The following is a 25,043-nucleotide window of genomic DNA, read 5'->3' as shown; positions in this document are numbered from 1 at the left end:
TCCCATTATTTTACTTGAAAATCTTTTCAATATTTTCTGAATTTTCAGTAGGAACTCTTCTTATTTCAAGTTCTACTCCTAATTCCTTTAGTTTTCTGAACGCTTCTACGTCCTTATCATCTACTGCAACTGATCCAGCAACTTGTCTCTTACCTTGAGCCATATGCATATTTCCAATGTTAACTTTTTTAATTGGAACTCCACCTTCAACAAGCCTTAAAACATCAGTAGGAGTTTCACAAACAATGAAAATAAGTTGCTTAGCACTAGCCTTATGAATTGTGCTTATAGTTTTTTCTATTGTCCAATAACGAGTTGCTGCATAAGCTGGTGCTGCCATATCCATTAGTCCTTGTCTAAGCTTATCATCAGCTACAACGTCATTTGCAACTAGAATTAGATTTGCACCAATAGAACTGCACCATTGTGTTGCAACTTGTCCATGGATTAATCTATTATCTATTCTAGTTAAAATAATATTTGGCATATTTTCACCTCCCTTCAAGTATTTTGTTAAAAAGTTATTAACTCTTTAATAATTATTATAAATGTAACAAAAAATGTAATATTTACACTTTTTAGTATTTATTTTATTATTTTCAACAACGTTTACAACCAGATATAATTATCAAATATTATACCTATTATTTTAAATATCAACTTAATTTATTTATGTGCCTATATTTCTATATCTATTTATATTTTTATTAAGATATTACAAAAATATAATATTAGTATATATGAACATTTTGTAAACATACTATAAATCTATATTTATTGAATATACATTTTTATGGTAACATATTTATTAATAGTAAAATTATTTTTTATTTGTTAAATATTTCAATTTATTTTGAAATATAATTAATTTAAATATTGGAGAGAGAGGTTATTTATTATGTATGATAAAACATCAAGTGCTCAATTTAGAAAATACGGTTCTATTTATGATGAAAATAAAGATATGACTAATGATGATTTAATACAGAAAAATGTTGTAACTAGTGATAGAGTTATTTCAAGCCTATATAACTTTTCAGAACCAGTTTGTATAGAAGTTATAGATGGAATGGCATCTATATTAATAAGTGATTCAAATACTGGAGATTTTAAACTTTTTACTATCCATAGGAACTTAAAAATCAAAGCTAATATGTATTTTAATATAGTTTCTATGACAGATCAGACATCATTTAATTTAATAATTCCATTTAACTATAACCTTAAAATTGAATTTTTAAATCCTCCTTATGTTTATAATCGGATTCTACCAACTATAAATATTCCTGAAATAATGGCTTATTATTACACTATTAAAAGTCCCAATTATAAGTTTAAAGGAGAAAGCCATAATTTATATGAATTAACTTTTGTTGATAATGGAACTTTAAATACATCAATTGATAATGTAGATTATACATTAAACCCTTCTGATTTAATTGTTTATGGTAAGAATCAATTTCATACTCAATCAGTAAATAATGACTCTTCATGTTCTTATTTAACTGTTATGTTTGATATGGAATGTGGTGATGATAGCTTAATTTGTAATAAGGTTTTCCACTGTAGAAAAGAACTTTATAAGGTTATAAGAACTTTTGCCCAAAATATATCATTAACAATTCCGTATTCAGAAAATTTAATTTTAAGTAACTTTCATGAGATTATTATTAGATTATTTCAATATGATTATTTAGATGCTGATGACTCAAAGCTTCCTACTGAGTCTCAACAACATTTTCAAGATGAATTGCTAGATAAAATACTTGATTATATTGATAAAATGATTTGTGAACCAATTACTATAACTGATCTTTGTAGTAAATTTTCAGTGTCACGGTCTTCACTACAAACATTATTTAAAAACAACTTAAATACATCACCTAAAAAATATATTAATGAGCTAAAATTAGCTAAAAGTAAACAATTAATAAAGGAAAATAAATATACTATTAGCGAAATAGCCTTTATGTTAGGTTTTAATTCAATCCACTACTTCTCTAGGGCATTTACACAACATTATGAGATAAGTCCAAGTGAATATGCACAAACTGTATTTAAATCTTAACTAGTTTATTTGGGTTCTAACCTTTTTTTGCAATACATATTATTTAAAATTAATATGTATTGAAATACAATGGATACACTAAAAGATATAATATGTATGTTAAAAAGTGTAAATATTAGATAGGTAAATTTATGTATAATTTAAATATAAATTTGTAAAGGGAGGCATAATATGTTAATACAAAGCAAAAAAGTCTGGATTGCAGATCAATTTATTCCAGCTCAAATTGAAATAGATGATAATAAGATAACTAATATTTATACTTATAATGAAAAAGAAGGTGCTCATGACTATGGAGATAAAAGAATTGTTCCAGGATTTATAGATATTCACTGTCATGGAGCCTATGGTTTTGATACAAATGATGCTAATAAACAAGGTCTTAGAAATTGGACAAAGAAAATAGTTAATGAAGGGGTTACAGCAATACTACCAACTACTATAACTCAAAGTAAAGAGGTTCTTACTAATGCATTAGCAAATGTAGCTAAAGTAGTAGAAGAAGGTTATGATGGTGCAGAAATATTAGGTATCCACTTTGAAGGTCCATATCTTGATATGGAGTATAAAGGAGCTCAACCAAAGCAATATATAGTAAAGCCTACAGTTAAAGAGTTCCAGTATTACCAAAAGGCTGCAAAGGGATTAATAAAATATGTAACTTTAGCAACAGAAGTAGATGAAGATCACGAGTTAACAGAGTATTTATTTAATAATGGAGTAGTTGTAAGTATAGGACACTCAGCCTCTACTTATGAAGAAGCCGTAATGGCCTTTGCTTATGGAGCTAGATCACAAACTCACGTATATAATGGTATGACTCCTTTTAACCATAGAAAAAATGGACTAGTTGGTGTTGCTTATAGAGTTAAAGGTATGTATGGAGAAATTATTTGTGATGGTAATCACTCTACTACAACTGCATTATATAATTTTTTTAATGCTAAAGGTCCTGACTATGGAATTATGGTTACTGATGCTTTAATGGCAAAGGGATATGAACCTGGTTCTAGATTTACTTTCGGAGGAAATGAAATTGAAATATATGAGGATGGTAGTGCTCATTTAGTTGAAACAAAAGGTTTAGCTGGTTCTACCTTAAGAATGAATGAAGGGCTTAGAATATTAGTTGAAGAGTCAATGGTACCGTTTAATTATGCTATAAATTCATGTACAATTAACCCGGCCAAATGTTTAGGCATTGAAAACCGTAAAGGAAGAATAGGCGTTGGGTATGATAGTGATTTAGTAGTTCTTAACCATGATTATTCAGTACATCAAACATATTGTTTAGGAAAGGCGATGTTATAATGAAAAAAAACATTTCAAATTTAGCAGGAAATAATATCTATCTAGATGTGTACGGCAATAAGGTTTATTATAATATTTTCAATAAAAATGGTTATGTTATATCTAAAAATAACGAACAAAAATTTAGAGTCTTTTACTATAGATATTCTATTATTTTTATGCTTTTAATTTTACTAGGAGATTATTTTAATACACTACAAAATACACTTATATTTGGTGCTGGACTAATAATCTTATCAGAATTATATTTTAGAACTTTCTTTTTAAATAAGCTAAAAGTAATAAAAAACTTTAAAAGAGATAAGAAGGTTTCAGTATTAGAGCAAACAATTAAAAGTAAAGAAAAAGAAAAAACTATTATGAAGGCATGTGCATATATTCTTTTAAGTGTTCTTATTATTATAAATGCAATTCAACAAAATTTTAACATAGTATTTTTAATTGTAAGTGTGCTATTATCTATATTTAGTTTATATTCAGGTATAATAAATATGGTTGCTTTTATTAAAATGAAAAAGCTATATATTTAAATTTATTTTAAGATTCCTAAAATATATGAAATTTAAAGAGAAGTTGCTTAGCAATTTCTCTTATTTTTTATAATTTACTTACTTAATTTATGAAATTCTTTAATTAATATAAAAAAACTACTATACTTAATAATAGTACTATAATTAATACCTAAAAATCTAAAATACTATATTGAGGGGTTTATATATGAGAAAAAAAGATATACTTGAGTTAAAAAGACGTTTTAAAAAGGATCATTGCACCTTCACTAAAATGTGTGGTTGCTATGTTAATGGAGAAAAACATACTATCTTAAAATTTAGAGAAACCTTTCTAAATTTAGATGAAGATGAATACTTTAAATACTTAGAAATTGCTAAAAAAGTACTGTCTGGAACTATTGGAAATAATATTTTAGAACTTAACTTCCCAGTTAATGAAGATTATATAAATGAACGACAAGTCTCTCTTATGCAACTTAAAAATAGTCAATTAAAGGATGATGCTCTTCTTGATGATTTTTATGACTTAATTATAAATAATTATGATTATACCGGTAACTTTTTAATACTTATTTTTCATGATGCTTATGATGTCATTACTAAAACCAAAGATAATGCAAAACTAGATGAGTCTGAAGAAGTATATGAATATGTCTTATGTGCAATATGTCCTGTTTCACTTTCAGCTCCTGGTCTTAGATATTTTGAAGAAGAAAATAAAATTAAAGCTCGTATTAGAGATTGGGTAGTTGATGCTCCAACTAATGGATTTATATTTCCTGCATTTATCAATCGTAGTTCAGATGTTAACTCTGTTATGTATTACACAAAAAATGCAAAGGATACACATCCAGAATTAATGGAAAATACTTTGGGTTGTTATTCAAAACAAACTGCTACTATACAAAAAGAAACATTCCAGTCAATTATTAAAGATTCTTTTAGCGCTGATGAAACTAAAGCTGAAAAAGTTTTTATGGAAATCCAAGAAAACCTAAATACTATGATAGACGAATACAATGATATATATGCTGACACTGATTGTGAACCCATAGCTTTAAAGAAGGATGATATACAAAGTCTTTTAATAGATAGTGGAGTTCCTGAAGAAATTACTGCTAAGATTGAAAAATCATATATAGATAATTTTGGTGATGATCTTCCTTTAGCAGAAAATTTAATTGATGCAAAAACCCTAAAAGCAAGTTCACAAAGAAAAAGAGAAGAGAGTCTTCATAAACAAGTGGAAATACTTCAATCTAGGCTTGAGCAAATTAAACAAGAAACTTCAGTAGATTCTATAGATAACGAAATGCCTATGTCCTCAAATGCTAATGATAGTATCGTATCTTTAGAAGAAACTCCAGAAACTGACTTAGATGAACTAGAAGCTAATCTAGAAAAGGATAAAAACATAAATTTAGAGGCTATTAAAATTGATCCTCACTATGATGTTATACTTCAAGTTAAGCCTGAAAAAGTACCTCAAATAAAATCTCAAATAATTGATGGACAAAAATATATAGTTATTCCTATTGATGAAAACGAGCAAACTACAGTTAACGGCTTAGATGACTTAATTTAAATTATATAAAATATTAAATAATTTAATTTCACTTATTATTGGAATAATATGCTCGCATTCAGTTGTGTTATCTAAAACTTCTCAACAACTAAAAAATTCTTATTTGGTATGGACTGAAACTAACAAAGTTAAAATATTTTTAAGCAATAAAGAAGTTAATTTTGAAAAACTCTATGAGTTTTTTGCGTATAAGATACTGCAAAAATATAAATTTAGATCAAAATCAATTTATATAATATTTGATCATACTACAATAGCTGATAGATTTGTAATATTGTAAAATTCATAGATGAGCATCTTCAATGTAAATCTGAAGATGCTGATGATGTGTGATTTATAGCTAGTAACATTTCCGAACCTTCTGCAATAAGGGAATATAAAAAGAGATTTCATATTGAAGAGATGTTTAGGGATTTAAAAAGTACTGGATTTAATTTTGAAAGTACTTGGAGTAATCATGTTCACTATACTAAGATGTTATATTTTTGTGTCTATATAGCTTATTGCTATATAATTTCCCTTGGTGTTTCATGTGCTAAAGATAAAAAAATTAACTTATTAAATGCTACTAAAATATTAACGAAAAAAAAGTTAGAATTTACAGCTTATTTATTACAGACATTAAATCATTTAAAAGATAATAATCCTGCAGGAAGAAATATTATTTAAAAACATGCTTCACTATATATCAAGGTTAAAGTCAAAAAAGATAGTATTGACATATTAGCTATATTCAAAATAGACTTTGTTATTTACTTATTTATACTTAGATTCAATTAAAATAAATTTTAGTTTAAGAGATTATTTAATTCTAGTAATTATATATTATGATTAAATAGCAAAATTTAAGAAATACTTGACTTTTGTTTAATGATTACTTAAATTTTAATTATAATATTGGTGTTAGTATAAAGTAGTGGACACATTAAGTCGAACTAAGTAAAATTATATTTAGTTAAGAAAGGATGTGTCCATTATGGGAAGTGGCAAAAGGTATGATCAAGAATATAAAAATATGATAGTAGATTTATTTAAATCAGGAATGAGCTTAGCAGAGCTAAGTAGCGAATATGGCATTGCAAAATCAACAATCAACGGCTGGGTTAAAGATGTAAAAGAAGTTAAAATAGATGAAAATGAATCTATGACACTTAAAGAAGTAAAGGCTTTAAAAAAGGAAATGGCAAGGATTAAAGAGGAAAATGAAATATTAAAAAAAGCTATGGCCATATTTGCAACAAGAAATTAAATCAAGTAATACTATTTATAGATAATAATAAAAACAATCATGATATTAAGACTATGTGTACCGTTCTAGGCGTAGCCAGAAGTACATATTATAAATCTTTTGATAAAATTAAATCTTCAAGAGCAATAGAAAATGATGCATTAAAAGCAGCGATTACAAGGATATATAAAGCTAATAAAGGGATATATGGTGCTCCTAGGATTCATCATATACTTGGTACAGAAGGCTTTAATGTGTCAATAAAGAGAGTTCAAAGAAAAATGACTGAACTTGGTCTTTGTGCAATAACTGTAAAAAAATATAAGCCTCATTCAAATAAGAAAGTAGCAGAAGATTTAGAAAACGTTTTAAATAGAGATTTTGCAACTACTTCTATTAATGAAAAATGGGTTGGCGATATTACATATATTCATACTATCAAAGATGGTTGGTGCTATTTAGCTTCAGTTCTTGATTTACATTCAAAAAAAATAATTGGCTACGCCTTCGGTAAAAGAATGACTAATGATTTAGTTATTAAAGCTTTAAAAAATGCCTACTACAGCCAAAATCCAGATAAAAATAAAAATTTAATATTTCATACAGATTTAGGCTCTCAATATACTAGTAATGATTTAAAAGAGCTATGTATACAGTTTAATATTATACAATCATTTAGTAAAAAAGGTTGTCCATATGATAATGCTTGTATAGAATCTTTTCATTCTTCAATAAAGAAGGAAGAAATCTATAGAAATACATACCGTACCTTCGAAGAAGCCAATATAGCTATATTTAAATATATTGAAGGCTGGTATAACAGAAAAAGGCTACACTCTTCTATTAATTACATGACTCCAAATCAATGTGAATTATTAGCTAGAGGTGTAGCATAAAAAAAGTTTGACTTTTTGTGTCCAAGATATTGACGTAAGACCATATATATTCTAAAATATAAAAGATCTTTCTTAAAAATGAGGTGTTTTAAATGAATAATTAGACTAACCTACTTGAAAAAAATATGAGAACTAAAAAAGAAAGGGGGTAAATAAGATAACTGAATAATAACTAAAAAATTTTAGTTTTAATAAAGAAAAAGAAAGAGGTACACGAATGAAGGGAAAATTATTAATTTTACTTCTATTTATATGCATGTTTATCATGATGTTGAATACTGTGGCGTTTGAAAAAACCCATGAAGTTTTAACAACATCAAACAATATTATTTACATAGATGTAAGTGTTGATTCAAACTCTGAACAAGATGGTAGTTCAGAAAAACCATATTATGATATTGCAGATGCAATCTATGCCGCAAAAGATGGAGATACTATTATTATTAAAAGTAACGTGGGTTATGCAAATGATTTAACTTCAGGCGACCTTGGTGAAAATGCCCCTCTAATTATTGATAAAAGAGTTACTATCCAAGGAGAAGGAGATTCTATGCCGTCGTTAAATGTACGTCGCGGAGAAATCATTCTTGCTGAAGATGTAACATTTAGAAATTTCAACTTCAATTATACAAATTCTATTGGAAGAATATTTGCAAACGGTCATTCTTTGACTCTTGAAAATATTGGATATAATAGAGGTACAAAGATTATTGATATATTTGGTGGCTCATTAAGTGGACAAACTGCTGACTATGGAAATAAAAGTGAAATAATAGTAACAGGAAAGAACACGAATATAGGTGATATTTTTGCAGGAAGCCAAGGTGAAGATTGGACTCAGGATGTTGACATTACTATACAGGGAAACGTTAGCAGTATAGGTACTATATATGCTGCAGGAAAAGGTAGCAATTCTAGTGGAGATGTGTCTATTACTCTTAACAACAGTAATGTAAGAAATGTAGATGGAAAGCAAGGTGAAAGTATCTTAAAGAATGCCTCTGTCTCAGTAAGTGTAGAAGGTACAAATGACTTAATATCTTTTGAACACTTAGGCAGGCTGGAGTTAATTAGTGGTAAGTTAAAACCTAAAGCTTTAAATGAAAACATAGAAATAAAAATTCACTCTGAATGTAGCTTGGACTTATCTACTGTAACTAAAACAGATTCTTCTTTTGAAATAAAAAGATTACATGGTGAGGAAGGGAGTATTTTATATACTAATAAAGATTCTTGTATAAATATTATCGAGTCTTTTATTGGAAATATTGAGTTCAGAACTGTTAATAATGCTGCTTTAATACAGGATGAGTCAGGGTTGGTAGACCTTAACCATATATATATCAATGCCGAAAATGCTACTGAAAAACTAGGGATATTTACATTTGTTCCACATCTTACTCAAAAAGATAAAGTTACTCTGACTAATATCCATGGAAAATGGACTGCTATGGCTACAGGAGAAAGAAATATAACAACTTCTGTTATAGATACTACTGTGCCTACAGATAAAAAATATGTATCAGATCCTGTTACACATTCTACTGTGCCTACAGATAAAAAGGATGTACCAGATCCTGTTACACATTCTACTGTGCCTACAGATAAAAAAGATGTACCAGATCCTGTTACACATTCTACTGTGCCTACAGATAAAAAAGATGTACCAGATCCTGTTACACATTCTACTGTGCCTACAGATAAAAAAGATGTATCAGATCCTGTTACACATTCTACTGTGCCTACAGATAAAAAAGATGTACCAGATCCTGTTACACATTCTACTGTGCCTACAGATAAAAAGGATGTACCAGATCCTGTTACACATTCTACTGTGCCTACAGATAAAAAAGATGTACCAGATCCTGTTACACATTCTACTGTGCCTACAGATAAAAAAGATGTACCAGATCCTGTTACACATTCTACTGTGCCTACAGATAAAAAAGATGTACCAGATCCTGTTACACATTCTACTGTGCCTACAGATAAAAAGGATGTACCAGATCCTGTTACACATTCTACTGTGCCTACAGATAAAAAAGATGTACCAGATCCTGTTACACATTCTACTGTGCCTACAGATAAAAAGGATGTACCAGATCCTGTTACACATTCTACTGTGCCTACAGATAAAAAAGATGTACCAGATCCTGTTACACATTCTACTGTGCCTACAGATAAAAAGGATGTACCAGATCCTGCTATAGATCTTACTGTTCCTATGAAAGAAAAAGGATTACTTTCTAAGAAAAATAGTATATTAAAAGATTCTTCTAATTTTGAATCTTTTAAGACCACACAAAACGTTTCAAGATCAGACAAAACTAGTGTAGAAGGATATGATAATCTTAGAGAAGTACTAAAAAATCAAATACTACCTCAATCTGTTAATGCTTTTATAAAAACTTTTCCTAGTACATTCAAATATTTAGATAAATCTGATATTGGAATAGGATTAAATTTATATAGTGGTTCATGGTTGCCTAACAGTCATCCTCTTTCCAGTGCTGTTGCTTATGTACAGATGTCTTATCTATTTAATGAAGTTAACGACAGAATAGTAATAGATTTGTATTATACGTTAGGGGTAAATTATGATATGCTTTCCTTCAATAATAATGCCACTGGGGAATTGACACCTAATAGCAGAAAAAATTTAGAAAGCACTCTTGCACATGAATTAATGCATGCAATGATGTATGAATCATTAACAAGCGGTATGCTAGGAATATCTCAAAATAATCCAAGAGGCGACTCAACTAAAATGTTTCCTAACTGGTTTATAGAAGGGACAGCACAGGCAGCTGGTGGAGGTGCTAATGCGGTCAGAAAGGGATTGGGTATTACAGCAGACTTAGAAGAGTCTGATATAAAAGCTAAACTTCAGAGATATTATCTTAATAAAGGAAATGTATATGCCAATTACGGAACAGGTTATTTGGCTACCATGTATTTAGGATATTTAATGAATGGTGAAAATTCTGTGAAAAAAGAAGACATTTCTAATGGTTTAGATAAATTCTTAAATGAAATACGTGGTGGAAAGAGTTTAAATAAAGCTATTACCGAAAATACAAAATATTTAAGTATTAGCGATTTTGAGAATAATTTTGCAAGTGATGCTGCAAGATTTACAAAAAAATTAATGAATGAAATTGGAAATGATGGTTTTGGAGCATTGATAGCTGCCTCATATCAAGATACAGATATTTTGGATGATAATGCAATTAATATAAATGTTTTTAATTTAAATACCCAATATAACAGAGTTCTTAATATCTATCCTAAAGATTTCGTTGTTATGTCAGGAGGACAGAAAGAAACAGATGGGGTAGCATGGCCTGAATATTCAAATATTAAAAATGCTTTATCAAATGACGGTTAAGATACCTCAATCGAAGAAGAAATTGATTCTCAAGATCCGCTATTAGAAGATTTTCTATCAAACTCAAAAGATTCAGTTTGGATAATACTTATACAAGAAACAAAATATTAAATAGTATGATGGTTAATCTACCTAAAAACATGTATGATTTTATCATGAGTAAGAAAAAACTAATATCAATATCACTATAATATAGCATGTAAATAATTTTGTGTAAAATGAATAAGGAAGACTTCTTCTTGGCAATAATTAAGATAATAATTAATTACCAGGAAGGAGTCTTTTGTTATGTCAGATTTATCAAAAGAATTATTAAGAGCTTATATTAATCAAGAAAATTTTACTAATCCCAACGAGGTTCTATCTTCATTAAAAAATTATTTAAGGATGTATTACAAGAAGCTTTAAAAGCTGATTTATATGAAACTCTTGTGTACGGAAAGCATGAAGTAAGTGAAAAAGTGAATAGTCGAAACGGATACTCCAAGAAAACAATTAAGATAGAATTAGGAGAAATAGCATTAAACCAAGACTAAACTAATATTTCCTACTTATGAAATCCTATTAAAAATGTTATATTTATCTACCGAAAGAGTTCATGCTAAATGGACTAGAAGTTATGCAAACTGGGATTTAGTTATCAATGAATTAAAAATAATATTCTCCGATACTTTTTCAAAAGGAGCATAAAAAAACTTCAACAAAGGTTTCCCAATGTCAAAGTTCTTTTAAAAGAAATCTTCTATCTACGTATATTATTCACCTTAATTGGTGAATATATACAATGACTTGAAGACACAATATAAATCAAAATTTCTTTAATTATTTCTAAGAAGAAATTTCAGATACACAAAGTTTTTTACAGTCTCACTAAATCTCTCATATGTAATTCGATCAATATATTTGAGTTCATTCCCACAAGTATTAATGTATCTATTTTTTGTTTTCTTAATTGTAATACTAAGTCATTTGTTTGTGGTCCAAATATTTTATGTGGACTTGCTATTATAGTTTCCCCATCTTCGATATATGGTTTAAACTCAATTTCATTTCAATTACTCATATTTTTTATTTAAAATTATTATATTGCTTCCCTGTGAATTCATAGTAACTCTAAAATAAAAAAGCAACAATTAGGCACTTTTAAGTTTCTAGTAATATTTTAGTTACCTCTATTCTATAAAATTCCCTTTAATATCTTTCTATTGCTTATTTAGTAATGGCTCCATAACTCGTTATAATATAGTTTATTTATTATATCCTCTTTCATTTCATTAGTTTTTTTATACAACAAAAAAGCCATGTAGGCTAATATACACTACATGACTAAAATAAATTATTACTAAATTTAATTTATCATTGCTAAAATATAAATTGAAATTTATTTCTTACAATAATTTATTGTTTCTTCTTTTTAACAGGTATCCAGATTTCACAAAAATATTCCCCATCATTTTTTTCTGGGTAAAATTCAAAATCCGTATCATCTAGCATTTCATATTCTGAACTCGGTAAGAATTCTTTGAATATTTTATTCCATGTATGTCCAATACATTTCTCATCTTCTCCTATACATTTAAACACCGCCCATATAGTTGGTTTTACTTCCCAAATCTCGAACTCTTTAGGTATAATTACTCCATCATATTTCATACCAATTCCATATTTAAAATGTGTACTTTCTTTTGAAATTGGAGCACAAAGTCCATAAATATCATGTATTTCTGTGTTATCATTTAATATAGAAAAAATATCCACCGTGCTACACTCTCTCCAGAAATTAGGTATTTCTGTATTGTTTTCCTCAGATATAACCTCATTTCTAAACTTCTTAACCTTTGCTAACACATTAAAGCCTTTTTTTTCTACAATTTTAAAATCCATAATAGTTCCACCTTCCAATTTTATTTTTATTATAAGGCGATTGAAAGATCTTAACTTTATTCCTGAATGTCTTGCTGCATTAGGAGTAATACCATGAAATCTCATAAATGCTTTTGAAAAACTCTCTGGCGACTCATATCCATACTTCATTGCAATATTAATGACTTTAACATCTGATATAGAAATTTCTTGACCAGCTATTGATAACCTTCTATTTTTTATATACTCATTAGCTGTCATTCCTACAATCAGGCTAAATACTCTATGAAAATGGTAATTTGACATATAAACTACTTTAGCTACATCTTGATAATTAATATCTTCTAAAAGATTACTTTCTATATAATCTATTGCTTTGACTATACTCTGAATACATTCCATCTCTCTTCTCCCCCCTTATATAAATTGTAAGGTATAATAAGTTAAATTTCCTATTCATTTTTGCTTAATTTTGTCCTCTATGTATTGTTTTTATGAATAAAATTACTTATAAATTAAGTTTCAATCTCTAAAACAACAAAAGAATTTCAATATATTTACTCACCACTTTAAATAAAAAAACACTTTTCATATATGCTTGTAGTAGTAACCTACACTATTTAAATCAGAGCTTTAGAATATCAGTTAAATTCCTACATAAAATATTAACACCGTATGGATTTGATGTTACTATCCTTGCAGATAGAGGTTTTAAAAGTATTGATTTATTAAATTTATAGATGGGGATCTTCAATGGAAATATTGTATTAGATTTACTAAAGATTTATTAATATTCATTGACGGAAAAAAGTTAGAATTTATAGTTTATTTAGTATAGGCATTAAATGGTTAAAAAAAGCTTACTACTCTTGCAGGAAGAAATATTATTTAAAAACCTGCTTCACTATATATCAAGGTTAGAGTCAAAAAAATAGCTATTATCAAGTTATAAAAATCAACTTGATAATAGCCTTATAATTTACTATTTAAGAAGTGACTTATCAATAAACTCCTCAATACTGTTGTAGTAATAAACAGATAATCTCTTTCTCTATTTTAATCTAATGTTTCTTCTATTTCCTCTATACTTGGTAATGTTCCTTTTAAGTCTTCTGGAATTTCTTCAAGTAACTTATATTCACTTACTCCAATTGGTTTTGTCATATCTTTAAGAGAATATTCAGCAACTAATTTATTCTTCTCTTTACACAATATTATTCCTATAGATGGATTATCTATTTCTGTTTTTAAAGTATCATCTACAGCTGAAAGATAAAAATTAAGTTTCCCTGCATACTCAGGCTTAAACTTCCCAGTTTTTAATTCTATTACTACATAACATCTTAATTTTAAATTGTAAAATAATAAATCTAAATAATAATCATCTCCACCAACATTTAATTTATATTGATTTCCTATAAAGGCAAATCCTGAACCTAATTCTAACAATAATTTTGTAACTTTTTTTACTAATTGTTTTTCTATATCACGTTCATTCATGTCTTCTGTCATTGAAATAAAATCGAATATATATGGATCTTTCAACACTTCTACTGCAAGTGTATTATTAGGTGCATCTAACTTCTCCATAAAATTACTTGTCTTTATTTCATTGTTTTGCCTCTCAAATAAATTACTTTCTATTTGATGGACTAAAGTATTTCTACTCCAACCATTTTCAACAGTTTTATTAATATACCAAACTCTCTTTTTTTCATCTTTTACCTTTTCTAAAAGAGTTATATTTTGATACCAAGTAATTTGTGCAAGTACCTCTTGCACAAATTCAATTTCTTGATATTCTAATGCAAATTTTCTCATATACTTTAAATTTCTAGATGAAAAACCTTTTAAGTCAGGAAATTCTCTTTTTATTTCATCAGCAATATTATCTATTACCTTTGCTCCCCAACCTTCTTTGTTTTGAAACTTTAATATTATATTTCCTATGTTCCAATATAATATCAAAAGTTCTCTGTTTACTGATATCAACGCTTTTTGTCTTGAACTTTTTATTTGTGTTTTTATTCCACCTATTAGTTCTTTATATTCAAATGATTTTTGTATACTCATTAATTAACCTCACATTCAATGTTACATAGTAATAATAGGCTCATTATAATATAAGCCAATAATACTTTTAATATTATTGACCTACTTTTTTAATATTAATAAACAACTCGCCGACAATTTTAAATTTACACTGTTGGTCTTTCTAAAAAAATTATTATTTTTTTCTCACAATTTACTCTGTTTCAATACCAGATGGAATTATGCTAATTGGTTTATCAGGTTCCAAATTTACATTGTAAAGAATAGGTAATTAAGGAAGTTTTTCTTTATTTACTATAACTTGATTAATAGCTATTTTGTATTCTTCATAATATTTCTCACCTTGCGGTTTACCAACTATAATCCCCTTTATAACATTCAATATTCCTTGTGCAGCAAGATTTCTAAAAATCCACTTTATAAAATTAGGAGATGGCTTATCTTCACTTGGATAAAGTGTATACTCCATCCAGTCACCAAACTCGCACATTATAGATGGCCCATAGAATGAAGTAAGACCTGCCTTATACATCATAAAATGATTGATTGCGCTATCTGAATATCCCATGAAAGACTTACAATCGCAATTTTATCACCTTTTTTAATCTTTTTGGTTTTATAATATAAAATACACCTCTTTCTATTGCATAAATAATCTTGCCTATACCTTCTTACCTAGAAGTCATAGCTTGTACTACTCTCAAAATTCTTATTTATCTCTTACTTTAAATATATATCTGCATCTATTGTAACATATTTTGTAAATATAACCTTACTACAATATGATACTTTACCTATAAAAATAGCCTTTGGCAAGCACTATCAATGCCTAAGACTATAAATCCCACTTACTAAAGGAAACACACTACTCACCTTCGCTCGTAGGTGTAAATAGATTTAAGGTATCACTTATGATATCGCTCTCCGTATCGGTAGTAAGTGAGGTTTTTATTCTATAATTTTATTTTTACCAAACATCTAAATCGTATGGATTTGCATCTTTCCAGCTGTTAAGATCATCTTCTGTTATATCAATAGCTCCAAATTTATCATTCCATACCCTATATATTGGTTTAAATTCCTCACTATAATCAGTCCATCTTATTGAACTGAACAAACAGCCTAATCTCTTCATTCTTCTAGATACTTTGCCATTAATAATATCTAAAATACCATCTTTATCATTTAGAAACATTATTAGTCCTATCGCAAATTTCATTAGTATATCTTCAGTATAATTAAATCTATTATTGAAAACATACTTAACTAAGCTATTATATCTATTAGCTGTATAAATTGGACTCTGTATTACTATATAATTATTAGCTTCATCATTATATTTTAACAACTTAACTCTTGTTATTGATCTATCTATTTTATATTTACTTAATTGTAAATCTGATAGATTTGGTCTTTCCAACTTTAACCATATTTCACCTTTTTCTATATCTATTGATGACATATTAATTATTGCTCTTCTTATTTTATCATCAGATACACTTCCATAACTCTTTTCATCGTAAGATTTTATCTCTTCATTTGTTGAAATAAATCTATCTTTATCTAAATATAATTTTATTTCAGTATTTCCTTTTACCATTTTTAGTTTCTCTATTTCAGATATATTAATCCATTCAATATTACTGTCTTTACTTTTTATAGGAACAAGCAATTTAGTCCATAAACATTTATGTGATATATTTTCTATATCTACTCTATATATATTAGCAAGCTTTAAAAATGTTATTATTCCCTCTTCCGTTTCCACTTCTTGTAAAATCTTTTCCCATACCATTCCTTGTGCTATATCAATCAACTCTTGAATCCTTTTCCAGGAAGGATGCTTATTATAATGATCTTCTTTTGCAATTCTTGAGGGCGTAAGTTTAGGTTTTATATTTTCTCTTATATCAACTAAAAATGATTCTATACCTGCACTTAAAACATTCGCTCTCTCACCTAAATACAATCTCCTTTCACCATTTCCTGGCGTCCCACACACAAGGATTCCATCACAACACGTTTTATCTAAATGTTGGGCATAAACTCTCCTGTTTACATCTTTTTTTATTATAAACTTATTCCTTTCTTCAGGATCCTTATTATCCCATTTTGCCTCAGAATTTTCTAAAGTAAACTTTCCATTATCATCAATTAATAAACTTACTCTCATAACTCCATTTAAATTTTTATTAATCTCTGATAAATTTTGTTCAAATGTTTTATAACTATTTTCATTTAAATTTTCTTTTTCTATAAATGTTTTAGGTGGTATTATTTCATTAGGTATTAAAATTTTGTCTTTTATTTCATCTATTATACATTCACCTTCTATTTCAAACTCACATGCTAATGCATATCCATTTAAAACCTCTATTAATTTCACCTTATCTTCCCACTTATCTAAATATGGTGGTTTGTATCTTCCTATTATTTTAATACTTGTACCTATTTCTTGCTTTTCTTCCCCCTTTTTTATAACTACAATTCCATTTAGTCCATTTATCTCAACTATCAAAGGTTTTCCTTTTCCATTGTTATATCCATAATCTCTTCTTGTTTTTATAACAATTGTATCACCTAACATAAAACAGGACATAAATCCAATTCCAAATTGAGAACACGGATTAAAATCTATTCCTGAAGAAGCTAACGCCTCCCTATCTTTTAAAAACTCTGGTGACTTATAGTAACTTCTTCCAACTTTTGTTAAAAATTTAGTAATTATTTTTTCATCCATTCCAATTCCATTATCTATGCAAGTAACAATTTCTCTACCATATTCGTCTATCTCATGTTTAAAGTGAATTTTTCCACTGTTCCAATCCATCCCTGTATCTCTTTTGAAAATACACTTTCTGTGCCTTAGTGCATCTAATGAATTCTGAAGTAATTCCCTTATGCATATTGACGATGATTCATATAAATCTTCCATCATCAATAATTTTACTATTTCATCTCTTGATAGCGTAAATTCTAAATCATGATAAATATAACAATTTTCTTTTGCTTCAATTCTACTTCGATCAATACATGTAGGTATATTCAATTTATATTTTTCAACATATGCAGGAAATTCATTGATAATATTATGTGATTTTATTAATTCCTCATCTATCCAATCCATAAACTGTAATGCAGCTCTTTGATATATTGGATGTTCACATTTCATTGTATATCTTATTAAGTCTTTATTAATTTCCCATCCTCGTACTGATCTATGTTTCTCCCATTCAATCAAACTAACATTATTAGAAAAATTAATAGTTTTATATATAGAATCAGGAGTTCTATCTCTATCAAAATCTAATATATCTGCCAACCTTAATATTATAGCTAAAAATTTCATATTTACTTTATATGTAGCTATGTTTTCATCTACTCTAAATCCATTCTGTTCATTTATATTTATGCTATCTTCATTATGTGATTTACATAACTTACCTACATATTCAGAAATATTGATACCATTAACCATCCATAAAGAATCATCTTTAAATTCATTATAAATATAATTCTTTGAATTTTGTCCATGATTAATTCTAATATAATCAGTTAACAATGCATCTTGTAACTCTGAATATGCTTTTATACATCTTTCTTTTTCTTTAGCACTAAAATTATCATCAGTAATTCTTTTTTCTATATCACTAAAATTAGGATGATCTACAATCCAATTTTCTTTAAATAATTTAAATTCATCACTATTCTGCAATTCCTTAATCTTTTCACCATCTATTACCATTCCTTGATCATGATAAAATGCTGATAAAATTAATAACGATATCTCAATAGGATTTAATAAGTTTAATACTTCTTCTGATAATATCATTGCCATTATTTCTGTAACTCTTAATAAATGCACATCATCATGAAGTGTATATTGTGGATGTAGTGACGGAAATGTCTTCATTCTTTTACCTGCAATATCACACATTGTTATTAAATTATATGATAATTGTCGTGCGACAACCTCGTCACTTCCTGTAAACCCATAATTTAATTTTTTCCATAATGTTGTATCCTTTATACTATCTAAATTATTAATTATATTCATAAAATACCTCTTTTATTCATATTTACTTTTTATACCATTATATCAAATTTATTTTACTTATGATACGGTATTTTAATATAGAAAAATAGCCTTAGACAAGTTATATCAATGCCTAAGGCTAAAAACCTCATTTATTTATGGTACGGTTCTCCGTATCAGTACTAAGTGAGGTTTATTATATTTTTTTAGAATATCGATTAATTTATAAAGATCTCTATAATGTATTTTTATAACATCACAAGATGCTACTCCTAATTTTGAGCATATCTCATCAAATCTACTTGATTCTTAATCACTTCTATTGAAATGCCTTTTTCTACCTAAGTATATATATTCACAACTTGGAGCATTGCATACTCCAATTGGTTCTACTATTAACTTTTCTACATATGCTACATGATGATTTAGTTATTAGTGATGCTATTATTAAGTTTAAATCATCATCACTTAATCGATATGCTGTATCCAATATTGATAAAGTTGAAGCAATCTCAATATACTGACTTCTTGTTATTTCATAATTTTTACTTATTAAATCTATATTTTTTATAACTTCTTCTGATATTTTAGTTGTAATTTGATTTCTCATATATTATCACTCCGTTTAACTTCATAATATCACATTCAATTTTACACTTATTTGTCAAATGACTAAATTCAATTTCATTCTACCAAATCTAAAATATTGAATAAAAAAAGAAGCACCTTCCATAGATACTTCTTACTAATTACTTATATAAATATTGTTATTTATTAATTCTTTTACTTAAATAATATAATATTATTCCGGAATATTCTTTTAGTTTACCCTCTGAATCATAAGCTTCATACATCTCTTTTATCTTACTTAATAGTTCTTTTTTCCATATTCCACTCTTTTGTTGTCCATAAAGATATTTTTTAACTCTTTTAATACTCTTGCTCTATTAACTTTTAATAATGCTTGATCACAATTTAAATTTAAAGTTTCATTTAAATCTTTATTAATATCAGAATTCTCGGAGTAAATTTCACCATTCTCTGAGTATTTTATTAAATCTATAGATGCTTTTAAAAATGGATTTACTGTCAACTGAGCATTTCCCCTGTGAGAGTCGCAAGTTAAGTTTTCATATTTTGTTTTTATGTCGGTATTTCCTAAGCATACTCCAAGCATATTATTGTACTCTAAGGCTTCTTTATCATCACTACTAGATTGTGTTACATAATGCTCTATTTTCATATTATCTTCTGAAATTCTTTTCATACAGTATGCACATAAATATCCTTGTTCTTTTAATAGAGCTTGTCTAATATCACCTTTATTACATCCATCATAATATGCATTAATTTGCTTCTTATAAATTGTTAATGAATTAGGTTCTCTCCCCTTTTTTATTAATAGCATACTTTCTAATCCTCCAAAGATATTGTTTCTAAATCTAACGTCATTTTTGCTGCAATAACTTCTGGATTATCTTCACCTAATTCTTTAATTAATATATCCAATATTTTTCTAGCATTCTCATATCTTTTAATAAAAATAAATTTATTAAATTCATCTAATTTATTTTTTATACTTAGTGCAATATTATTACTCTCTTGATAAATACTCAAAATATCATTAACTTGTAATCCATAAGATGATTTTCTATAGTCTATACTCATATCAGGATTAATAGCTAAAATATTATTATCTTTACAAGATGCTAGTATAACAGATGAATGTGTTGTTGCTATAAATTGAACATTAGGAAAAGTCTTTTCTAGTGCCTCAATTATCTTCCATTGCCATTTAGGGTGTAAATGTAAATCTAATTCATCAATTAATACAATTCCAGGCGTTTTTTCTGTAATATGCTCTAATAAATTAGGGTTCAACACCGCCATTCGATACGCAATTTCAAGTACCATCCATATCAATGACTGATATCCTGCACTTAAAAGTCTGATAGGTAAAATCGATTCACCATCTCTATACATTAACTCTTCTCGCTTTTTATCATATAAAACCTTATTTATATTTGAATCATTCATTATACTCATAAATTTGGCTAATGTAGTTTTCACAGCTTCATATTCAGCTATTTTTTGTTCTTCTTGCCATGATACTTGTTCCATTTTTCTACACCAATTTAACAGTAATTTATTATTTGATTCTTGAGATAAGCAATCTACATACCCCATATTTCTTGAAAAATTATCACTTTTAAAAATATTTTCTGCCTTCTCACGTTTTTGCGCCCACATTCTAGAAACACTTTGATAATTTAATATTGGTAAAATAGAGTTATTATTATTAGATAAACTTGATGCCTTTCTACATATTATCCTTGGTTCAACAGTACTTCTTGATGATTTTATACTATTCTTTTTTCTTGTCCATATATAATTGTCGCCATCTAATTCAACATTACAGTCAACTTGTATCGGTGTAATATATTTTATATTATAAGAACCTTGACCTAATACTTCACTTACATAACGAATTTCATCAGTTGTAAAATTCTTTGTATTTACTCCATCAATTCCACCTAAGAATCCTCCTAATGCTACAGATATCGCCTCTAAAATAGAGGTTTTACCAACTCCATTATTTCCTATTATTATATTAAATCCTTTTCTAAATTCTATTTCCATATTATCGATTGCTTTAAAGTTTGATATTCTTATATTTTTTAGATACACAATATTCACCAACTTTCTTATAATTCAAATTATATTATATTAATAATTCTTAATTTAATTCTTTACATTTTTCCTTAATAATAATCAATTATTATTAATTATACTATAATAGATTATAAAGTTTAATATCATAAATAAATTTATTATTTATATTATTTATAATACAGTATCTATATTCATAAAAATAGTATTAACCAAGTAATTTCAATGGTTAATACTATAAACCTCCGTTATTTATGATACGGTTCACCGTCAACATTCTACTCGCAAAAAAATATATATAGATGTTTAATGTTTATTTAATAGTTTAGAAAAGAGACCTTATTTGGTCTCTTATTTACTATATTGTTTATATTTACTTATCATAATATTTTTGATATATTGCTCCATATAAATATAATCTGGCTCACCTTCACTATTTATAGGTAACATAATTTTTTCTCTACAAATCCTTTTATCATTAATCTCACGATTAAAATTATATTTTTCTTTAAATCGATTTGTCATTGTAGCTAAAAAAATATAGACAAACATATTCATATTTTCATTTTTTAAATGTGTAATATGGTCACTTGCAATAAATTCATATGGATGATAAAAACTTGAACCAACACTACCACTATTAGCAATACTTAAACAGTTTGAAAACTTTCTTACTTTTTTAGTATTTGAAATATAATTATCTACCCCGTTATTCATCGCACTTGATGAAACATATGGTATTCGACCAACTATATGATTTGCTTTAGTTAATCTCTTACCTCGTTGAATTGATGTGAAAAGTTTAGTTAAATTAAATTCTTTCCATTCCTTATCATGTAACTTTGGAATTTCACTAACACTTAACTTACTAATCATCTTCTTAGCATACCCTTTATAATTATTCCTTCCCCTGTCCATATAACTATTAACTACTTCCTCCATATATAGGTAATCTGGTTTACCATCCTTTGTTATTGGTAATAATATTATTTGCTTTTTTAAACGGGTAGAGTTTATAGTATATGAATAATTATATTTGTTCTTATGTTGTTGCAACGAAATTGCAATAAATTGTAATGCTGAAGCAGATACTGATTCAATAGGTTCTAAAATATTAACTTTTGTCCCAGTATAAAATGGAAATACCTGAACAAATGGCTTTGCTGTTTCATTTCCAATAGTAATTACAGGGAACTTAATATTTAGTTTTGCCTTGTCATTATCTATAAAGCCATCTAATCCATTATTTGATTCTTTTCTTGTAATATAAGCTCTCTTACCAGAAGATTTATCTACTTTATTCCCATCTACATTTTTACCTATTTCAACATTAAATAAATCAGCTATGCAAAATTGCTTCCATTCTTTATCATTTAGATTCATCTTCATCCTCCTTAGTAATTGGATAGTCAAATAAATCACTTCTACCTTGCATAATCATAGAAAATTCAAACGATAAATAATCACCAATAGTTTTGTCAAAGTCTTCATCTGTTGGAATTTCATCATTGAAATAATAAAAACTATGAAGCCATTCATCTGTGTCCTCTATTGTTGTTTTAACACAAAACTTAGTTTCTGCCTCTATTCTGTCAAACCAAACATCTAATAAATGCTGTTTTTTATCTTTTGCTTGTTCTGTTTCTATTAACCCAATATGAGCACTTACTTTAAATCCATCATCTTTAAAATCTATAAACTTACATTCTTTCTTTTTCGGATGTAATTCTCCTGCTGTAAATATAGCTATACATGGCATTGTTCCAACACCATAGAAAGTATCCTTATTTAAAGTTATAACACCCTCAAGTGTATGCTTCTTTAAAATATTTTCCTTTATACTTTGTTCCTCTTTAGTTTTTCCTGTCATTGATGATTGTGGAACAATAACAATTCCTCTTGCCCCTACCGTTAATGAATCAAGTAAATGTTCAGTAAATGCTATTTCATACAAATCACTATTTTCTTTTGACCCTTGTGAATAAGGAGGATTCATCATACCTACTGTTGGCTGTTTTAACTGTAATTTATTTGTATTTTGCTTTAAGAAATCCTCATTTATTAAATTACTTTTACCATCACCTCTTAGTATCATATTAGTGGTTGCTATAGTAAACATATATGGTTGTAATTCAAATCCATGAAGTTGCTTTTGCTTTATATTTCTTCTTTCTACCTCATCTTCTGTTTGCTCTAACATATGGTGCATAGATGCGACAAGGAACCCACCTGTTCCACAACAAGGGTCTAAAACAACATCATTAGGCTTTATATCTACTAAGTCGCAAAATAAATCTGTAATATGTTTTGGTGTAAGAACAATACCTAATGTTTGTCCATCACCTCCAGAATAAGACATAAATTCCCCATAAAATCTACCTAAATAGTCTTCAGAGGATTTTGTATATTTTATACTTTTATAAATTTTATCATATAAAAATTCTGTATAATGCTTCAATGGAGTTTTATTTAATTTTTCATTAATTTCATTTAATACCTTTGTATCTTTAATTATCGAAAACTGGCTCAGTATTTTATCTTTTTTAACATCTGGTGAAACATTACACCTTATTAAATTAGATGAAATAGCGTCATATATTTTTTGCCCATCAGATTTAATACTATCGCCTGTCAAATCATCTATCGAGAAATTTTTAAATTCTGATTCTCTTAATGCAAGTAAAATTCCTGATACAATTAATGGTTTATCAATATCTTTAAGATTCCCATAATTTCTTAAATCTTCATGTAATGTTGATGCATCTTTCAAAATTTCTGATGTTTCTTTTTCTTTATCTGTTGCTTCTTTCAAAATCTCTCTTATATAATATTCTTCAATATTGCTTTCATTAAATGATATAAATGATTCTACCTCTGGTAACTCTCTATAATATTCAGTTTCATCAATATAAACTGGACTAATCTTATGCTTTTTTTCATTTCCAGAAATACCAAAAGCAATTATCTTCTTGTATGAAGTATTCTTAACTAAATGCCTACCATAAAATACTGCCCCGTTAACAGCATAATTCTTAATATCACTTTGTTCACAGCTAATAAGCCCTTTATCATCTAATTTTATATGCTTCGATAAGTCTGCTTTATCTTCTATAACAATTAAAAAGTCTTTCACTACACCTACATATTCTGGAAAACCAACTTTTCCAGTACCACTCTTAGAAGCACTTTTTAATGCATTATTAACTTCAACTATTGAACTTCCCTGTGGTTCTAATTCAATATCTGCTTCTTTTAAAATGTTATATACCCATAAATCCGTTTTAACTTCTTTTTTTGCCATCCCCAGTTCTCCTCCCATATCTTTCTTATAAAAACTTGTTTTCACTTTATTCTATCTCATATACTATAATAATCTTGAAACTTTAATTAAACAATAAAAAACTCATTTTTTATTGTTTCTAATGATATTATAG

17 protein-coding genes and 3 pseudogenes are annotated in these 25,043 nt (G+C 27.5%); 10 read left to right on the top strand and 10 right to left on the bottom strand.

Going from position 1 to position 25,043, the window contains the following annotated elements; all coding sequences use genetic code 11:
• Positions 1-10: 10 nt before the first annotated feature.
• Positions 11-487, bottom strand: coding sequence for a PTS N-acetylgalactosamine transporter subunit IIB (gene agaV / locus ACYQ1T_RS06755; RefSeq protein WP_459833202.1), 477 nt, complete (start codon positions 485-487; stop codon positions 11-13).
• Between the two features lie 411 nt (positions 488-898).
• Here agaV and ACYQ1T_RS06750 point away from each other — a divergent pair, with 411 nt between their 5' ends.
• From ACYQ1T_RS06750 to ACYQ1T_RS06705, 10 genes and pseudogenes are all read left to right on the top strand, one after another.
• On the top strand, positions 899-2,068 hold the full coding sequence (locus tag ACYQ1T_RS06750) for a helix-turn-helix domain-containing protein (protein ID WP_459833200.1): 1,170 nt from the start codon (positions 899-901) through the stop codon (positions 2,066-2,068).
• A 171-nt stretch (positions 2,069-2,239) separates the two neighbouring features.
• Complete coding sequence (gene nagA / locus ACYQ1T_RS06745) at positions 2,240-3,379, top strand: N-acetylglucosamine-6-phosphate deacetylase (protein WP_459833197.1); 1,140 nt, start codon at positions 2,240-2,242, stop codon at positions 3,377-3,379.
• Positions 3,379-3,909 carry a hypothetical protein gene (locus ACYQ1T_RS06740; protein ID WP_459833194.1) on the top strand — a complete coding sequence of 177 codons (531 nt, stop codon included), beginning with the start codon at positions 3,379-3,381 and terminating at the stop codon, positions 3,907-3,909. Before nagA ends, ACYQ1T_RS06740 begins: the two co-directional genes overlap by 1 nt.
• A 187-nt stretch (positions 3,910-4,096) precedes the next feature.
• Positions 4,097-5,476: a DUF4317 domain-containing protein gene (locus ACYQ1T_RS06735; protein ID WP_459833192.1), complete on the top strand. Its 1,380-nt coding sequence runs from the start codon at positions 4,097-4,099 to the stop codon at positions 5,474-5,476.
• A 64-nt stretch (positions 5,477-5,540) separates the two neighbouring features.
• Complete coding sequence (locus tag ACYQ1T_RS06730; RefSeq protein ID WP_459833190.1) at positions 5,541-5,756, top strand: hypothetical protein; 216 nt, start codon at positions 5,541-5,543, stop codon at positions 5,754-5,756.
• Positions 5,757-5,809: 53 nt separating this feature from the next.
• Positions 5,810-5,923, top strand: a pseudogene (locus tag ACYQ1T_RS06725) (IS4 family transposase); the annotation flags it as partial.
• A gap of 529 nt (positions 5,924-6,452) precedes the next feature.
• Positions 6,453-7,600: pseudogene (locus tag ACYQ1T_RS06720) on the top strand (IS3 family transposase).
• A gap of 217 nt (positions 7,601-7,817) precedes the next feature.
• Positions 7,818-10,988, top strand: coding sequence for a hypothetical protein (locus tag ACYQ1T_RS06715; protein ID WP_459833187.1), 3,171 nt, complete (start codon positions 7,818-7,820; stop codon positions 10,986-10,988).
• A gap of 362 nt (positions 10,989-11,350) precedes the next feature.
• Positions 11,351-11,524, top strand: a complete 174-nt coding sequence (locus tag ACYQ1T_RS06710) for a transposase (RefSeq protein WP_459836480.1) — start codon at positions 11,351-11,353, stop codon at positions 11,522-11,524.
• Positions 11,514-11,678: pseudogene (locus ACYQ1T_RS06705) on the top strand (IS256 family transposase); the annotation flags it as partial. The gene ACYQ1T_RS06710 and the pseudogene ACYQ1T_RS06705, both read left to right, overlap by 11 nt.
• 708 nt (positions 11,679-12,386) lie before the next feature.
• Here the strand turns inward: ACYQ1T_RS06705 and ACYQ1T_RS06700 are convergent.
• The 9 genes from ACYQ1T_RS06700 to ACYQ1T_RS06660 form a co-directional block, all read right to left on the bottom strand.
• Complete coding sequence (locus ACYQ1T_RS06700) at positions 12,387-13,253, bottom strand: AraC family transcriptional regulator (protein WP_459833184.1); 867 nt, start codon at positions 13,251-13,253, stop codon at positions 12,387-12,389.
• 654 nt (positions 13,254-13,907) lie between these two features.
• Positions 13,908-14,924 (bottom strand): PDDEXK nuclease domain-containing protein, encoded by a 1,017-nt coding sequence (locus tag ACYQ1T_RS06695; RefSeq protein WP_459833181.1) that lies wholly within the window; start codon positions 14,922-14,924, stop codon positions 13,908-13,910.
• 250 nt (positions 14,925-15,174) lie between these two features.
• Complete coding sequence (locus tag ACYQ1T_RS06690) at positions 15,175-15,438, bottom strand: hypothetical protein (RefSeq protein ID WP_459833179.1); 264 nt, start codon at positions 15,436-15,438, stop codon at positions 15,175-15,177.
• Positions 15,439-15,870: 432 nt separating this feature from the next.
• Complete coding sequence (locus ACYQ1T_RS06685) at positions 15,871-18,960, bottom strand: HD domain-containing protein (protein ID WP_459833177.1); 3,090 nt, start codon at positions 18,958-18,960, stop codon at positions 15,871-15,873.
• Between the two features lie 334 nt (positions 18,961-19,294).
• Entirely contained in the window at positions 19,295-19,549 is a 255-nt protein-coding gene (locus ACYQ1T_RS06680; protein WP_459833174.1) for a hypothetical protein, read from the bottom strand.
• 258 nt (positions 19,550-19,807) lie between these two features.
• Complete coding sequence (locus ACYQ1T_RS06675; protein ID WP_459833172.1) at positions 19,808-20,347, bottom strand: retron system putative HNH endonuclease; 540 nt, start codon at positions 20,345-20,347, stop codon at positions 19,808-19,810.
• 5 nt (positions 20,348-20,352) lie between these two features.
• Positions 20,353-21,627 (bottom strand): AAA family ATPase, encoded by a 1,275-nt coding sequence (locus tag ACYQ1T_RS06670; protein ID WP_459833169.1) that lies wholly within the window; start codon positions 21,625-21,627, stop codon positions 20,353-20,355.
• A 333-nt stretch (positions 21,628-21,960) separates the two neighbouring features.
• Entirely contained in the window at positions 21,961-22,992 is a 1,032-nt protein-coding gene (locus ACYQ1T_RS06665; protein WP_459833167.1) for a restriction endonuclease subunit S, read from the bottom strand.
• Complete coding sequence (locus tag ACYQ1T_RS06660; RefSeq protein WP_459833164.1) at positions 22,979-24,910, bottom strand: HsdM family class I SAM-dependent methyltransferase; 1,932 nt, start codon at positions 24,908-24,910, stop codon at positions 22,979-22,981. The genes ACYQ1T_RS06665 and ACYQ1T_RS06660 overlap by 14 nt, the downstream gene beginning before the upstream one ends.
• Between the last annotated feature and the right edge of the window lie 133 nt (positions 24,911-25,043).

It is taken from the genome of Clostridium carnis, from assembly GCF_054657435.1.
Note: the sequence above shows the minus strand (reverse complement) of the source record. Positions and strands in the feature narration are given on the sequence as shown.

Bases quoted from the DNA above. Each gene is read 5' to 3' on its own strand.
- agaV (WP_459833202.1), bottom strand. From the start codon at position 487: ATGCCAAATATTATTTTAACTAGAATAGATAATAGATTAATCCATGGA.
- ACYQ1T_RS06750 (WP_459833200.1), top strand. From the start codon at position 899: ATGTATGATAAAACATCAAGTGCTCAATTTAGAAAATACGGTTCTATT.
- nagA (WP_459833197.1), top strand. From the start codon at position 2,240: ATGTTAATACAAAGCAAAAAAGTCTGGATTGCAGATCAATTTATTCCA.
- ACYQ1T_RS06740 (WP_459833194.1), top strand. From the start codon at position 3,379: ATGAAAAAAAACATTTCAAATTTAGCAGGAAATAATATCTATCTAGAT.
- ACYQ1T_RS06735 (WP_459833192.1), top strand. From the start codon at position 4,097: ATGAGAAAAAAAGATATACTTGAGTTAAAAAGACGTTTTAAAAAGGAT.
- ACYQ1T_RS06715 (WP_459833187.1), top strand. From the start codon at position 7,818: ATGAAGGGAAAATTATTAATTTTACTTCTATTTATATGCATGTTTATC.
- ACYQ1T_RS06700 (WP_459833184.1), bottom strand. From the start codon at position 13,253: ATGGAATGTATTCAGAGTATAGTCAAAGCAATAGATTATATAGAAAGT.
- ACYQ1T_RS06695 (WP_459833181.1), bottom strand. From the start codon at position 14,924: ATGAGTATACAAAAATCATTTGAATATAAAGAACTAATAGGTGGAATA.
- ACYQ1T_RS06690 (WP_459833179.1), bottom strand. From the start codon at position 15,438: ATGATGTATAAGGCAGGTCTTACTTCATTCTATGGGCCATCTATAATG.
- ACYQ1T_RS06685 (WP_459833177.1), bottom strand. From the start codon at position 18,960: ATGAATATAATTAATAATTTAGATAGTATAAAGGATACAACATTATGG.
- ACYQ1T_RS06680 (WP_459833174.1), bottom strand. From the start codon at position 19,549: ATGAGAAATCAAATTACAACTAAAATATCAGAAGAAGTTATAAAAAAT.
- ACYQ1T_RS06675 (WP_459833172.1), bottom strand. From the start codon at position 20,347: ATGCTATTAATAAAAAAGGGGAGAGAACCTAATTCATTAACAATTTAT.
- ACYQ1T_RS06665 (WP_459833167.1), bottom strand. From the start codon at position 22,992: ATGAATCTAAATGATAAAGAATGGAAGCAATTTTGCATAGCTGATTTA.
- ACYQ1T_RS06660 (WP_459833164.1), bottom strand. From the start codon at position 24,910: ATGGCAAAAAAAGAAGTTAAAACGGATTTATGGGTATATAACATTTTA.